At 70.9% G+C, this 13,124-nt stretch carries 16 protein-coding genes; 14 read left to right on the top strand and 2 right to left on the bottom strand.

The annotated features are described in order from the left end of the window. Positions 1 to 21: 21 nt before the first annotated feature. The 13 genes from fdh3B (at position 22) to BM031_RS15840 (ending at position 10,086) form a co-directional block, all read left to right on the top strand. Positions 22 to 705, top strand: a complete 684-nt coding sequence (gene fdh3B, locus BM031_RS15900; RefSeq protein WP_218147609.1) for a formate dehydrogenase FDH3 subunit beta — start codon at positions 22 to 24, stop codon at positions 703 to 705. Then, entirely contained in the window at positions 702 to 929 is a 228-nt protein-coding gene (locus tag BM031_RS15895; RefSeq protein WP_091875541.1) for a hypothetical protein, read from the top strand. The genes fdh3B and BM031_RS15895 overlap by 4 nt, the downstream gene beginning before the upstream one ends. A gap of 13 nt (positions 930 to 942) precedes the next feature. Further along, positions 943 to 2,043 carry a formate dehydrogenase subunit gamma gene (locus tag BM031_RS15890; protein ID WP_091875540.1) on the top strand — a complete coding sequence of 367 codons (1,101 nt, stop codon included), beginning with the start codon at positions 943 to 945 and terminating at the stop codon, positions 2,041 to 2,043. Between the two features lie 8 nt (positions 2,044 to 2,051). Next, a complete protein-coding gene (locus BM031_RS15885; protein WP_091875539.1) occupies positions 2,052 to 2,501 on the top strand; it encodes a hypothetical protein in 450 nt (149 codons plus the stop codon). After that, positions 2,498 to 3,070, top strand: a complete 573-nt coding sequence (locus tag BM031_RS15880; RefSeq protein WP_091875538.1) for a hypothetical protein — start codon at positions 2,498 to 2,500, stop codon at positions 3,068 to 3,070. The genes BM031_RS15885 and BM031_RS15880 overlap by 4 nt, the downstream gene beginning before the upstream one ends. Continuing rightward, positions 3,067 to 3,507, top strand: coding sequence for a DUF3305 domain-containing protein (locus tag BM031_RS15875; protein ID WP_091875537.1), 441 nt, complete (start codon positions 3,067 to 3,069; stop codon positions 3,505 to 3,507). Before BM031_RS15880 ends, BM031_RS15875 begins: the two co-directional genes overlap by 4 nt. Positions 3,508 to 3,518: 11 nt before the next feature. After that, positions 3,519 to 4,049 carry a DUF3306 domain-containing protein gene (locus BM031_RS15870; RefSeq protein WP_177207784.1) on the top strand — a complete coding sequence of 177 codons (531 nt, stop codon included), beginning with the start codon at positions 3,519 to 3,521 and terminating at the stop codon, positions 4,047 to 4,049. Further along, positions 4,046 to 5,713, top strand: a complete 1,668-nt coding sequence (locus BM031_RS15865) for a 4Fe-4S binding protein (RefSeq protein WP_091875535.1) — start codon at positions 4,046 to 4,048, stop codon at positions 5,711 to 5,713. The genes BM031_RS15870 and BM031_RS15865 overlap by 4 nt, the downstream gene beginning before the upstream one ends. A gap of 261 nt (positions 5,714 to 5,974) precedes the next feature. Beyond that, positions 5,975 to 7,669, top strand: a complete 1,695-nt coding sequence (locus BM031_RS15860) for an AMP-binding protein (protein WP_091875534.1) — start codon at positions 5,975 to 5,977, stop codon at positions 7,667 to 7,669. 399 nt (positions 7,670 to 8,068) lie between these two features. After that, positions 8,069 to 8,428: a GreA/GreB family elongation factor gene (locus BM031_RS15855; protein ID WP_177207783.1), complete on the top strand. Its 360-nt coding sequence runs from the start codon at positions 8,069 to 8,071 to the stop codon at positions 8,426 to 8,428. A 92-nt stretch (positions 8,429 to 8,520) separates the two neighbouring features. Beyond that, positions 8,521 to 8,886 (top strand): nucleotide exchange factor GrpE, encoded by a 366-nt coding sequence (grpE, locus tag BM031_RS15850; protein ID WP_091875532.1) that lies wholly within the window; start codon positions 8,521 to 8,523, stop codon positions 8,884 to 8,886. A 2-nt stretch (positions 8,887 to 8,888) separates the two neighbouring features. After that, on the top strand, positions 8,889 to 9,806 hold the full coding sequence (locus tag BM031_RS15845; protein ID WP_091875531.1) for a universal stress protein: 918 nt from the start codon (positions 8,889 to 8,891) through the stop codon (positions 9,804 to 9,806). A gap of 73 nt (positions 9,807 to 9,879) precedes the next feature. Then, positions 9,880 to 10,086, top strand: coding sequence for a hypothetical protein (locus BM031_RS15840; protein WP_091875530.1), 207 nt, complete (start codon positions 9,880 to 9,882; stop codon positions 10,084 to 10,086). On the opposite strand, the gene BM031_RS15835 is transcribed toward BM031_RS15840, so the two are convergent. Then, the gene (locus BM031_RS15835) at positions 10,083 to 10,709 is read right to left on the bottom strand and encodes a response regulator transcription factor (RefSeq protein ID WP_091875529.1); all 627 of its coding nucleotides are present in this window, start codon (positions 10,707 to 10,709) and stop codon (positions 10,083 to 10,085) included. The genes BM031_RS15840 and BM031_RS15835 overlap by 4 nt on opposite strands. 4 nt (positions 10,710 to 10,713) lie before the next feature. Beyond that, positions 10,714 to 12,294 (bottom strand): ATP-binding protein, encoded by a 1,581-nt coding sequence (locus BM031_RS15830; protein ID WP_177207782.1) that lies wholly within the window; start codon positions 12,292 to 12,294, stop codon positions 10,714 to 10,716. A 136-nt stretch (positions 12,295 to 12,430) separates the two neighbouring features. Between BM031_RS15830 and BM031_RS15825 the strand changes: the two genes are divergently transcribed. Beyond that, positions 12,431 to 13,036 carry a hypothetical protein gene (locus tag BM031_RS15825; protein ID WP_143084611.1) on the top strand — a complete coding sequence of 202 codons (606 nt, stop codon included), beginning with the start codon at positions 12,431 to 12,433 and terminating at the stop codon, positions 13,034 to 13,036. Positions 13,037 to 13,124 lie beyond the last annotated feature (88 nt).

Genomic DNA, 13,124 nt, shown 5'->3' with positions numbered 1-13,124 from the left:
ATACGGTAAGAGGAGACTGACATGGCCGCGAGAATGAAATTCATTTGCGATACCGAGCGCTGCATCGACTGCAACGGCTGCGTCACCGCATGCAAGAACGAAAACGAAACCCCCTGGGGCGTCAACCGGCGCCGGGTGGTGACGATCAACGACGGCATTCCCGGCGAGCGCTCGGTGTCGGTGGCCTGCATGCACTGCACCGACGCCCCCTGCCTGGCGGTGTGCCCGACCAACTGCATCTACCACACCGAAGACGGCATCGTCCTGCACAGCAAGGACCAGTGCATCGGCTGCGGCTACTGCTACTACGCCTGCCCGTTCGGCGCCCCGCAGTTCCCGGAAACCGGCCTGTTCAACCACCGCGGCAAGATGGACAAGTGCACCTACTGCGCTGGCGGCCCGGAACCGGACACTTCGGAGGCGGAATTCAAGAAATACGGCCGCAACCGCATCGCCGAGGGCAAGCTGCCGGCCTGCGCCGAGATGTGCGGCACCAAGGCGCTGCTGGCCGGCGACGCCGACCTGATCGCCGACATCTACCGCCAGCGCGTCGAGACCCGCGGCTACGGCCCCGAGCTGTGGGGCTGGAAGATCGCCTACGGCCGGCCCAAGCGCGGCGGCGACATCAAGGCCAAGGGCGACCTGCCACGTGAAAACCTGATCCCGGGTGACATCCAGAATGCGAAGGGAGGGTTCCCGCAATGACCCGCTCCCGTCTTTCACTTTGGGGCGCGGCGCTGGCGTTGCCGCTGCTGCTGTCCGGCTGCCTGGAAGTCGACCAGCATCCCGGCTGGCTGCGCGGCGAGTTTGCCGGCAAGCCCGACAACCGCCCCTACCAGGTGCGCTTCCACAACGACCGGCTGGCCTGGGCCGCGGCGCAGAACAACCGCAACCAGAAGCAGAACGAGTACAACCGGGCCAACCCGTGACCAGGAGCCGACGATGCCTACCTACCCCGTGCAACGCCATCTTCCTGCGCTCCCGTTCCTGAGAATGCTGCTGGCGCTGCTGTTCGCGCTGATGCTGCCGGCCGCCTTCGCCGGTGTGCCCAACAAGGAAGCCAAGCCCGCCTACGCCGAAGAGCAGACCATGCTCCAGATCGAGGGCGACTCCGTGGTGCGCGAGCCTGGCATGACCAACGCTGCGTCGGGGCGGGTCCACATGGACCGCCACTTCCTGGGCCAGTACGGGTCCACCGAAGCCAACGTCATCGTCCAGCGCGGCGGCAACACCTGGCGCCACCTGCGCAACGGGCCGTTCGCGCTGGTGGCCGGCGTTCTCCTGCTGGTGGTGCCCTTCATCCTGTTCGTGTTCTACAAGACCATCGGGCCGATCCCCGAAGAGCCCAAGACCGGGCGCCGCATCCAGCGCTTCACCGCCTGGGAACGCCATGTTCACTGGGCCACGGCCTATACCTTCATCGCGCTGGCGATCACCGGCATCATCATCATGTACGGCAAGAAGATCATGCTGCCCTGGATGGGGCACGACCTGTTCTCGTGGGTAGCCATCATTTCCAAGTACCTGCACAACTTCGTCGGTCCGCTGTTCATCCTGTGCTCGATCCTGATGTTCATCACTTTCGTGCGCCGCAATTTCTTCAACCGGCGCGACTGGCAGTGGGTGAAGCAGGGCGGTGGGCTGGTGTCGCACAAGCACGTGCCGGCCGGATTCTTCAATGCCGGCGAAAAAGCCTGGTTCTGGCTCGGCGTGACCCTGCTGGGCATCGTGATGTCGGTGTCCGGCCTCATCCTCGATTTCGTCACCTTCGGCCAGACCCGCTGGGTGCTGCAGGTGGCGAATTACCTGCACATCGCCGGCGCCGCCCTGTACATCGCCGCGGCCATGGGCCATATCTTCATCGGCACCTGGGGCACGCCGGGCGCCTACCAGGCCATGCGCGAAGGCACGGTCGACGAATCCTGGGCCCAGGCCCACCACGCGATCTGGTACGAGCAGGTCAGGAACGGCGGCGCCCCCGGCGTGCCGCCGGATGGCGACCTGCCAAGGCGCCCGGCGCCGCGTCCGGGACCGGTCCACTGAGGAATACCATGACAGCATCCCGCATCCTTTCCTATGGCGGCCTGGCGATCGTGCTGGCGCTGGCCGGCTGCGACCGCGGCGGCCATCCCAGCGTCGGCGGCATCGTGCAGACCAAGTACCCGGGCCAGGTCTCGGCCGGCGGGCGCACCAGCGGCGCCATCATCGCGGCCACCGCCAAGCCGGTGACCGACGCCACCTATGCCGGCGGCACGCCGGGCCATGCCGGCGGATCCGGCGGCACCAGCTCCGGCGCCGAGACCGCGGGCACGGTGCGCGAGACCGGCCAGGGGCCGAGCCGCGGCGTGACCCGTCCCGACGGCCCGCAGGCCGGCACCCAGGTGCCCTCCGGCGAGAACCGCCCGGCCGCGCCGCAGCCCGGCACGGCCCCGGCGCCGACCGCCACCAACACCTCGCCGCAGGGCGGGGCCGCGCCCAACACCCTCGGGAGCAAGCAATGAACGCCCGCAAGCTAGTGGCGTGGACGCTGGCCGGCCTGGTGGCCTGCAGCAGCGCCGCATGGGCCGCGCTGCCGAAACCGGCGCTCACGCAGGCGCAGCAGGACGCCGCGGCCGCCAAGAAAGCCGAGGCCGACGCCAAGGCCGCCAAGGACAAGGAGCTGCTGGCCGCTTCCATCGATTCGGTCAGCGCCCGCTGGCGCGCGCAGGCGCCGGCCAAGGGCTGGCGCATCAATCCGCCGGTGGCGATCGTGGCGGCACCCGCCGCACCCGCGGTCGCCGCGCCGGCCGCCGGCACGGTCCCGGCCGGAGTCACCCCGCCTTCCGCCGGCATGCCGGCCGCGGCACCGGCCAATGCTGCGCCGGGCACGGCCGCCGCGGCGCCCGCCACCGGGGCCGCGCCGCTCAGCCGCCAGGCCCTGAATGCCGCCAACGTGCCGGTCAAGAGCGAAAAACTGGGCACGGCCGCGCCGAGCGAGGATGTCAAGCGCAGCCAGACCAAGGCCGTACCGAAGGGCGTGGGCCCGGCGGTCGAGAAGGACAGCACACCCAAGACTGCGAACAAACAATGAAAATGGGAAGCATGCCGGTGGCGATCATCATGCAGCGCCGCACGGTGCAGCACATCTGGGCCGACGAAGCCTGGGCCGCGGTGGGCGTGGTGCCCGACCGTGGCGACCTGCCGCGCCTGCAGGTGCTCAGCGAAAGCCCGGAGCGCGATTATTACCTGGTGTCCGGGCTCGAGCTCGAGCTCTACACCGACGAGAACGACGGCTATTACGAAAACATCGTCGCGCCCGAGTCCAAGGTCTTCGTGCTGTGGCGCATGGAAGAGGGCAGGGCCATCCCCGCCCGGGCCTCGGTGAGCTACGTCGAGGGCACGCGCATGTTCGATTCGGGCGAATCGGCCGACGGCGTCACCATGCCGGGCGAAATTTATTCATGGGTGGCGGGCTACCTGCGCGAGCACTACCAGCCGCGTCCGCGCCGCGGCCACCAGCGCGGATGAGCGGGGCCGGCATGCCTGACGAAGGTTTCCTGCGCCGCTGGGCGCGCCTGAAGTCCACCGGCCCCGAGGACGCGCCGGCGCCGATCGTCCCGCCGGCGCCGATGGCCCCGGCGGCGCCCCCGGTCGACGCCGCCCCCATTGACGGGCCCGGGGAGCCGGCCGAAGCGGCGCCACCCGCGCCGCTGCCGACCATGGAAGACGCCGAACGCCTCACCCCGGGCGCCGACTTTTCCGCGTTCGTCGCCAAGGGCGTCGATAAGTCGGTGCACCGGCTGGCGCTCAAGAAGCTGTTCACCGACCCGCATTTCAATGTGGTCGACGGCCTCGATATCTACATGAGCGACTACAACATCCCATCGCCGCTCACCCCGGCCATGCTGGCCTCGCTCCAGCACGCGCAAGGCCTGGTGGCGCGCCTGCTGGACGACCAGCAAAAGGCGGCGGACGAACTGGCCGCCGCCGAAGGACAGCTTGACAACAACGAGGGGGCGGCGCTGGTACCAGCGCAAGTGCCCCGGTCCACACCACAAGGCAACGCATGAATATCCGCTTCACCGACGCTGTGCCGCTCGACCCGCTGCGCGAGGGGCAGGACGCGCAGGCGCGCGCGGCCGCCATCCTGGCCGCCGACGCGATCCCCGTTTTCGAACCCGGCGTCACGGTCAGCTACCGCTCGGGCGGGCGCACCCTGGTGGTGGGCTCGGCCGAGAACGCGCTGCCCTGGGCCGACCGCCTCGCCGCCGCCTTGCCGGTGACCGTCCTGCTGCTGGACAACCAGGAGACGATGCCGGTACGCCCCTACCCGGTCCACATCTCCCGTACTGTCGCCGTGGCCGGCTGGCTGGGCGCCTTCGAGGCGCGCTGGCAGGCCCCGGGCCAGCCGCTCCAGCAGGGCCGCTTCGACCTCGTGCTCGACCTGGCCCCGAGCCGCCTGATCCCCAGCCACCAGCGCCCGCACGGCTACTACGCCCCCGGCTACGACGACACCGCGCGCGAACAGGCGGCCGATGAACTGCAGGACATGGTGGGCGACTTCGAGAAACCCAAGTATTTCGCGTACAAGGAACGTACTTGCGCCCATGGCCGCAACGGGCAGAAGGGCTGCACCGCCTGCATCGACATCTGCTCGGCCCAGGCCATCCACGGCGACGGCGACAAGATCAAGGTCAACCCCTACCTGTGCGCCGGCTGCGGCGCCTGTTCCACCGTGTGCCCCACCGGCGCCATCAGCTACGCCTTCCCGCCGGCCGCGCTCACGGGCAAACGCATGCAGGCGGCGCTGCGCTCCTACCGCGAGGCCGGCGGCGCGCAGCCGGTGTTCCTGCTGCACGACCCGGACCACGGCGCGGCGCTGCTGGCCCGGCTGGGCGAGGCCATCCCCGGCCGGGTGATCCCGCTGGCGCTGCAGCACACCGCCTCGACCGGCATCGACGTCTGGTTCGCCGCCGTGGCCTATGGCGCGGCCGGCATCGCGGTGCTCATGACGGGCCAGGAAGCGCCCCAGTACCTTGCCGCCCTCGACCAGCAGATGGAGATCGCGCAAGCGGTGCTCGATGGCCTCGGCTACACGGGCCCGCACTTCCAGTTGCTGCGGGTGGAGGCGCCGGAAGAACTGGCGCTGGCGCTGCGCCATGCGCCGCGCGGGCTGGTCCCGGCCCAGCCGGCCGTCTTCCACCTGGCGGGCGACAAGCGCAACACGCTCGACTACGCGCTCGAGCACCTGCACCGCCATGCGCCAGCCCGGCCCGAACAGGTGGCGCTGCCGCCCGGCGCGCCGTTTGGCGCCATCGAGGTGAACCGCAGCGCCTGCAGCCTGTGCATGTCCTGCGTCGGCGCCTGCCCGGCGGGGGCGCTGCAGGACGGGCAGGGCGCGCCGCTGCTGCGCTTCATCGAGAAGAACTGCGTCCAGTGCGGCCTGTGCGCCACCACCTGCCCGGAAAACGCCATCACGCTCACGCCGCGCCTGTCCTTCATGGAGTCGCGCAGCCAGCCGGTGGTGCTCAACGAGAGCCAGCCTTTCCACTGCATCCGCTGCGACAAGCCCTTCGGCACCCTGCAGATGGTCGAGAACATGCTCGGCCGCCTCGGCGCGCACCCGGCCTTCAGCGGCCACCTCGACCGCCTGCGCATGTGCGGCGACTGCCGCGTGATCGACATGATGGAGCCGCAGGGCGAGATGCGGGTGACCACCCTGCGGCGCGGCTGATGCGGACACTGGACCCGCTTCCCGTAGCGTGGGCGGCCCTGCCGCCCACGCGTTCACATCGCGCAAGCATGCTTGCGACAGCATGACGCGTGCGCAGCGCAGCGCCGCCCGACGCGAGCGCACGCCAGCGCACCCGCGGGTTGAACGCGCGGGCGGGAAACCCGCCCATCCTACGACTTCCCACATTGCGCCGAACGGTGGCAGAATGATCACGACAAGGGGCGCTTGTCCCCCGCCATCCGACAGAGACCAGGAGACACCATGACGCCCACCCAGCGCTTCGTCCAGGCGCGCGACTTCCTGCAGCAGCACCGCCTCGACTACGACACCGCCTACCAGGGTTACCAGCCGCCCCAGCTCGACGCCTTCAACTGGGCGCTGGACTTCTTCGACCACCAGGCCAGGGACAACCACGCCCCGGCCCTGTGGGTGGTCGAGGAAGACGGTACCGAGCGCAAGATCTCGTTCGCCGACATGGCCGCGCGCTCCAGCCAGGTGGCGGAATACCTGCGGCTGTGCGGCGTCAAGCGCGGCGACCGCGTGCTCCTGATGCTGCCGAACCGGGTCGAGCTGTGGGAGATCATGCTGGCCGGGATCAAGCTCGGCGCCGTGCTGGTGCCGACCACCATGCTGGTCTCCGGCGCCGACCTGCAGGACCGCCTGGAGCGCGGCCAGGTGAAGCACGTGGTGGCCCAGGCATCGGAAGCGCCCAAGTTCGCCTCTATGGACGGCAGCTTCACCCGCATCGCCGTGGGCGGCAAACCGGAGGGCTGGCACGACTACGAAAGCTGCCGCGACGTCCTGTCGGTGTTCACGCCGCAAGGCGAGACCCGCGCCAGCGACCCGCTGCTGCTGTACTTCACGTCCGGCACCACCGCAAAACCCAAGCTGGTGCTGCACAGCCACCAGAGCTATCCGGTCGGCCACCTGTCCACCATGTACTGGATCGGCCTGCAGCCGGGCGACGTGCACTGGAACATCTCGTCCCCGGGCTGGGCCAAGCACGCATGGAGCTGCTTCTTCGCGCCGTGGAACGCGGGCGCCACCATCTTCGTCTACAACTACGAGCGTTTTTCCAGCAAGGCGGCGCTCGACACCATCGAGCGCTGCGGCGTGACCTCGCTGTGCGCGCCGCCCACTGTGTGGCGCATGATGATCCAGGAAGACCTCGCGGCATGGAAGCCGCCGCTGCGCGAGCTGGTGGGGGCGGGCGAGCCGCTCAACCCGGAAGTGATCGACCAGGTCGAGAAGGCCTGGGGCATCCGCATCCGCGACGGTTTCGGCCAGTCCGAAAGCACCGCGCAGATCGGCAATTCGCCGGGCCAGCCGATCAAGCCGGGTTCGATGGGCCGGCCCTTGCCGGGCTACCGGGTGGCGTTGCTCGATATCGACGACCAGCCGGCCGAGGAAGGCGAGATTTCGCTCTTGCTGAACCCGGTCCCACTGGGCCTGATGAGCTGCTACGAGGGCGACGAGGAAAAAACCGCCAGCGTCATGCGCGCCGGCCACTACCATACCGGCGATACCGCCACGGTGGACGCCGATGGCTACTACTTCTACGTCGGCCGCAACGACGACGTGTTCAAGTCCTCCGACTACCGTATCAGCCCATTCGAACTGGAAAGCGTCCTGATCGAGCATGACGACGTGCTCGAGGCGGCGATCGTGCCCAGCCCCGACGCGCTGCGCCTGTCGGTGCCGAAGGCCTTCGTCACGCTGCGCCAGGGCGTGGCCCCGGGCCGCGAAGTGGCGGCCTCGCTGTTCGCCTTTGCCCGCGAGCGGCTGGCGCCGTACAAGCGGATCCGCCGCATCGAGTTCCGCGAACTGCCCAAGACCATCTCGGGCAAGATCCGCCGCGTCGAGCTGCGCAAGGAAGAAGCGGGCCGCATCGATGCCTCGCGCGAACAGCCGGCCGGGCCGGGCATCGAATACCGCGAGGAAGACTTCGCCGCCTAGCCGCGCCGGGCAGGCCGGTTGACGAAACTCCCAGCTGCTATATACTGGGGCTTGTCCCGCAACCATGGCCTTGTCCGACGTGAGCATACGCTGCATCGATTCATACGGTTTGTGCGGCGCCTTCGATCGAAGGGCGTCGTGCGCGGTTGACGGCATCGCTTTCCCCCACCCTCACAGCCTCCTGCCCCACGGATTGTGCGTATTCCACGCACGCCTGGCGCAATTGTCGACGCGGGATCTCGCCTGCCTTTCCTGAGCTCGGCGAGAGCCGGCGAAGCCATGCTTCCCGGTCTCTCCCGAGCCCCACACCCAAGCATCGTCTGAGCTGGCGCCTTCACGGCGCCCGGCTCCTTCCGTTACTGTGATCCAGCCCCGCGAGGGGCAGGGAAAGGCATGTCCATGTGCTCCAAGCCTGACTTGGGCCAGCACGATGTTGCTGTCCTGAAGAAATCGAACTCTTCCCGGCCGGCGCACGCCGCCGGCCGCGGCCTGGCCGCCAGCGTCCCACCCGAACCGGGCAGGGGAGCGCGCCACGTCGCCCCCGGCGCCACCGTCGAGTACCGCATCAGGGGCGAGCAGGGCACCCGTTCGGTCCTTATTACGTCCGAGCAGGACGCGCGGGTGGAACGCGTGTCGATGCTGGCGCCGCTGGGACGCGGCCTGCTCGGCCACCCGGAAGGAAGCACGGTCGGGATCGCGCTTCCGCTCGGACGCGCGCTGCTGCTCGATATCGTCGCGGTCCGGACGCCGGCGCGCTGACGCGCGCGCCGCCCCGCACGCCGCGCACCCGCGCGGCGGGCCGCGTCACGCCCGCCGCCCACGCCCATTGCCACACTTGAAAGGAAGCGACCATGAGCTTCATCCACGATACCGCGCCCCCGGAACCCGGGCGCATGCCGCCGGCCACGCCGGAGGGCATCGAACAAGGACTTGCCCGCAGCGGGCGCGAGATCGCCGCGCTGCAGGAACGGCTGGACCAGGCGCAGGCCGAGGTCGGCCATGCACGGCGCCGTGCGGCGGCCGACGTCGCGCTGGCGCGCAGCTACGCGCTGCGCGACATGGCGCTGGACCTGCTGCCGCTGCGCGATGCGCTCGAAGCGGCCCTCGCGATCCGCACCGCCGACGCGGCGGCGCTGCGCGCGGGACTCGAACTGGCCTGCCGGCAGTTCGCCGCGGCGCTTGCCCGGCACGCCGGCCTGCCTGGCGAAAGGAGCTGAACATGCAACGCATCCAACGGATCCTGCTGGCGATCCAGCCAGCCCAGCCCGGCGTGGTCGCCCTGCGGGCCTCGCTGCTCGGACCCGCGCTCGACATCGATGCTTTCGATGTGCTCGCCGTCAAGCGCGCCAGCACCGGCATGTTCGGCGCCACCACCGCCTGCAGCCATGTGCAGGTCGAAGGCGGCGCGCTGCGTGCGCTGGTGGATGGCCGGGCGCAGGAACTCGGCGCGCTCGACGTTCCCGGCGCGCTCGACAGGCTGTGGTCGGTGCAGCGCGGCAGCCCGGCCGAGGTGGTCGCGCGCACCGCCGCGCTGATCGGGGCCGACCTGACCCTGGCCGCCGCCGGCGGAGCGCCGCTGGCGCGCTGGCTGCGGCCATCGGCCAATGCCGACCTGGTCCGCCTGTGCCAGGGAGCGGTACTGCTGGTGCATGCCGAGCCGCGCCAGGAATACCGCAGCGTGGTGGTGGCCACCGACTTTTCCCGGGCCTCGATGGGCGCGGCCCGCGTCGCGGCGCAGCTGGCCCCGTCGGCCCGCTTCGTGTTCGTGCACGCCTGCCAGCTGCCCGAGGAAGTGCTGATGCGCGAAGCCGAGTTGCCGGCGCGCCTGATCCGCTCGCACCGCGGCAACCGGGCCGCGCAAGCGCACCAGCGGCTCGACGCCTTCATCGAACTGTTCCTGCATGCGCTGCCGCCCGGTGCGCGCGAAGTGCAGATCGGCGAGCCGGGCCAGGTCGTCAAGGACTGCGCGCGGCGCCATGGCGCCGACCTGGTGGTGGTGGGGCGCGGCGCCAGCCATCCGGGGGCGCGCCTGTCGTGCAGCAACGTCATGCAGCGCCTGGCGGACGAGGCCGGGTGCGACCTGCTGGTCGGCCCCGGCCCCGATGGCCAGGACAGCGGGCAGCGCCTGGCCGCATGAGCCGCTGCCGGCCCGATCGTATCCGGCTCCCCGGGAGCCGCCCATTATCAGCAATCCGCCATTGGAGGCAAACATGAGCAAGAATCGACCCGCCCATTTCGAGCAGGACAGCGCCATGCAGGTGCGCAGCCGCCTGCAGGCGCGCGCGCGGCGCCGCATGGTGAAGGACGTGCTGGCGCGCAGCGCGCAAGGCCGGCGCGTGGTGCTGCGGACCCTGGCGGCGGCGCTGGCCGCGCTGGTTGCCGGCCACCTGGCCTTGGCCGAGCTGCTGGCTGGCTAGGACCCGGGCGCGCGGCGACCTGGCTGCTGCAGGTGCTGGCGCACCAGGTCCGCGATCGAGTCCACGGCAAGCTTTTCCATCACGCGGGACTTGTGCACCTCCACCGTGCGCACGCTGATCCCGAGCTCGTGCGCGATATCGCGATTGTGGCGTCCGGCTACAACCAGTTCCATCACTTCCCGTTCGCGCGGGGTCAGGCTGGCCTCGCGGCGCCGGTATTGCTCGGCCGCTTCGCCATCGCTGGCCTGGCCCTGGTCGCGCGCGAAGGCTTCTTCGATGGCGGCCACCAGCTGCCGCTCCTGCAGCGGCTTTTCCAGGAAGTCCACCGCCTGCGAGCGGAACGCCGCGCGCGCCGAATGGACGTCGCCGTGCCCGGTGATGACCAGCACCGGCAGGCGGCTGCCCAGGTCGAGCAGGGCCTGCTGCAGGGCCAGGCCGTCCATGCCCGGCATCCGGATGTCGAGCAGCAGGCAGCCGCGGGCGTCAAGGGTCCAGGTGCGCAGGAACGAGGCGGCATCCGAGAAAAACGCGGTGCGGTAGCCGTGCAGGCTCAGCAAAAGGCCGAGCGCGTCGCGCACGGCGGCGTCGTCGTCGACGATATACACAGTCTGGCTGGCTGGCATGGGCTTATGTCCTTTCGCCGGCGCCGCTGTGGGCCGGCAGGGTGATCCTGAGGATGGCGTGGCGCCCCGGTTCCACCGACAGCTTGCCGCCGTGGGTTTCGACGATCGAGCGGCTGATCGCGAGCCCGAGGCCCAGGCCGCTCGACTTGAGCGAGACGAAAGGTTCGAACAGGCGCGCGCGGACCTTGCCGGCGATGCCCGGGCCGGTGTCGGCGATCCGGATCCAGACCCAGGCCCCGTCCACCCCCGCGTCCACGGCAATCCGGCGCTCCTCGCCGGCCGGCATCCCGGCCAGCGCCTGCAGGGCGTTCGACAACAGGTTGCGCAGGACGATCTCCAGCTGCACCCGGTCCGCCAGCACGGCCGCGTCCAGCATCGGCCCGACCACCAGCTCCACTCCCTGCGCCGCGGCCTCGGCGGCGAACGACGCGGCGGCGCCGCGCACCAGGTCCGCCAGCGACAGCGGCGCCAGCGTGGTGGTCCCGGTCCGGAAGAACTCGCGCAGCCGCTTGAGCACCTCGGCGGCGCGCTGCGATTCCGCGACCATGGCGCGCACGGCCTGCTGCAGCTGGGCTTCGTTGCCGCCGCGCTGCATCAGGCGTTCGCAGGCGCTGCCATAGATGGACAGGGCGGTCATCGGCTGGTTCAGCTCATGCGCCACGGCGCCCGCCATCTCGCCGGCCGTGGCCAGGCGCAGCGAATCGCGCAATTCGTCGCTGGCGCGGCGCGCCACGTCGACCGCGATCCCGATCAGGAAGCCCGATACGGTCAGGGTCAGCACCAGCATCTGGACGTTGGGCATCTGGGCCGGATAGGCCACCGGCTGAAGGGCAGCCACGGTCACGCCCGCCTCCAGCGCCAGCGCGGCCGTGACGGCGCCGGCCATGCCCTGGCGCGCCGCGGCCCATGCCAGCGGCAGGATCAACAGGTAATAGGCGAGCGAATCGGGCGCCGGCCGGCGCAGCGCAACGGCCAGCACCAGGGCGATCAGGACCAGGTAGGCGGCGGTCTCGCGCACGGCGATGCGGGCCAGGTAGTCGGCGCGCAGGCTGCGCTCGAGCAGGAATTGGCAGACCGGCACGACCACCAGCATGCCGGCGGTCTCGGCGATCGCATAGCGCGTGAAACGCTCGAGCCAGGGCTGGGCCGCCGCCGCCGGCGCCGCCTGCAGCATGGTGGCGTAGGCGAGCGCGCCGGCCATGCTGCCGAGGGTGGCCAGCAGGGCCCACGCCAGCAGCCCGCGGTGGCTGGCGTAGCAGGCGCTGCCCGGCAGCCAGCGCCGCATGGCGGCGCCGATCGCCAGGTAGATCGGCACCGGCAACAGGCCGGTGAGCAGGGACAGGCCAGGCTGGGCCGGCAGTGCGGGCGTGATCGTGGCGGCCAGCATCGCGGCCGCCGCCAGCAGCGGTGCGGACCAGGCCCCGGCGCGCAACACCAGGTACAGCGCCAGGCCGGCGGCCGGGTGCCAGACCGGCGCAATGGTCTGGTAGCGCGCCTCGGGACCGCTGCTCACGTCGAGCGCGATGTAGGCGAGGCAGAAGGCGGCCGCGAGCCAGGCCGGCCGGCCGCTACGGAATTCAGGCATGTCGTTTTCCCCTACGCGCACCACGGATGCGGTGGCCGGCAGGCCCTGATTATACTGTGCAGGCAGGCAGGCCGGCATGGGACCGGCGCTCGTTGCGCCTGCCGTCCCGGCGGCCCTGGCGCCCAAGGAGATTCACGTGTCGGAAACCCTTTCCCCTCGCGCGCCGCGCCGCGCTGGCCTCGCAGCGGCACTGGCCGTGCCCGCGGGGCCGTCCCGGCCCTGGTGGCACGCCTTCCACCACCTGGCATTGGCAAGGACCCTGCTGCGCGCGCCGCGCCAGCCGGTGCTGCTGTTGCGCGCCACGGCGCAGCGCCCGTACCGCCGCGCCTTGTTCGCGCTGCCGGCCGGGCCCCATGCGGCCGCACTGCTGCGGCAGGCTTTGCACACGCTGCCGCAGGCGCACTTCACGGTGCTGGCGGCCTGCCGCGTGGGCGGCGAAGGCAGCATGCGCGCAGCCGGGGTGGGGGCCGAGACGCTCGACGCCTGCCGCCGCAGCGCCGAGCGCGCAACGCGCGCGCGGGTGCGCGCCGTGGTGGCGCAGGCGGGCGGGGCCGGCCATCGGCTGTCGGTGGTGCTCGCGCGCCTGCCGGTGGCCGCGGCGATCGGCGCGCATGCCGTCCGCGCCGCGCCGGACCTGCTGGTCATGGAAGCGGCCCCCACGTCGTGGTGGGGGCGCTGGTGCTGGCTGGCGCGGGTGCGCGCGGCGATGGCCGCCACCGACTGCGACCTGCTGTTGGCCTAAGGGTTTCCCGTACGCCCGCCCCCGAATAGGCAGGCGAAACCCTTTCGCCCATACTGCCAGCCTTCGCATGGCGGCGCTTGCGCCGCCG

The organism is Massilia yuzhufengensis, from assembly GCF_900112225.1.
GTDB classification, from domain to species: domain Bacteria; phylum Pseudomonadota; class Gammaproteobacteria; order Burkholderiales; family Burkholderiaceae_D; genus Telluria; species Telluria yuzhufengensis.
This window is presented reverse-complemented; position numbering and strand designations above follow the sequence as displayed.

Bases quoted from the DNA above. Each gene is read 5' to 3' on its own strand.
- BM031_RS15895 (WP_091875541.1), top strand. From the start codon at position 702: ATGACCCGCTCCCGTCTTTCACTTTGGGGCGCGGCGCTGGCGTTGCCG.
- BM031_RS15845 (WP_091875531.1), top strand. From the start codon at position 8,889: ATGCAACGCATCCAACGGATCCTGCTGGCGATCCAGCCAGCCCAGCCC.
- BM031_RS15865 (WP_091875535.1), top strand. From the start codon at position 4,046: ATGAATATCCGCTTCACCGACGCTGTGCCGCTCGACCCGCTGCGCGAG.
- BM031_RS15830 (WP_177207782.1), bottom strand. From the start codon at position 12,294: ATGCCTGAATTCCGTAGCGGCCGGCCGGCCTGGCTCGCGGCCGCCTTC.
- BM031_RS15835 (WP_091875529.1), bottom strand. From the start codon at position 10,709: ATGCCAGCCAGCCAGACTGTGTATATCGTCGACGACGACGCCGCCGTG.
- BM031_RS15875 (WP_091875537.1), top strand. From the start codon at position 3,067: ATGAAAATGGGAAGCATGCCGGTGGCGATCATCATGCAGCGCCGCACG.
- BM031_RS15860 (WP_091875534.1), top strand. From the start codon at position 5,975: ATGACGCCCACCCAGCGCTTCGTCCAGGCGCGCGACTTCCTGCAGCAG.
- BM031_RS15855 (WP_177207783.1), top strand. From the start codon at position 8,069: ATGTGCTCCAAGCCTGACTTGGGCCAGCACGATGTTGCTGTCCTGAAG.
- grpE (WP_091875532.1), top strand. From the start codon at position 8,521: ATGAGCTTCATCCACGATACCGCGCCCCCGGAACCCGGGCGCATGCCG.
- BM031_RS15885 (WP_091875539.1), top strand. From the start codon at position 2,052: ATGACAGCATCCCGCATCCTTTCCTATGGCGGCCTGGCGATCGTGCTG.
- BM031_RS15890 (WP_091875540.1), top strand. From the start codon at position 943: ATGCCTACCTACCCCGTGCAACGCCATCTTCCTGCGCTCCCGTTCCTG.
- BM031_RS15870 (WP_177207784.1), top strand. From the start codon at position 3,519: ATGCCTGACGAAGGTTTCCTGCGCCGCTGGGCGCGCCTGAAGTCCACC.
- fdh3B (WP_218147609.1), top strand. From the start codon at position 22: ATGGCCGCGAGAATGAAATTCATTTGCGATACCGAGCGCTGCATCGAC.
- BM031_RS15840 (WP_091875530.1), top strand. From the start codon at position 9,880: ATGAGCAAGAATCGACCCGCCCATTTCGAGCAGGACAGCGCCATGCAG.
- BM031_RS15880 (WP_091875538.1), top strand. From the start codon at position 2,498: ATGAACGCCCGCAAGCTAGTGGCGTGGACGCTGGCCGGCCTGGTGGCC.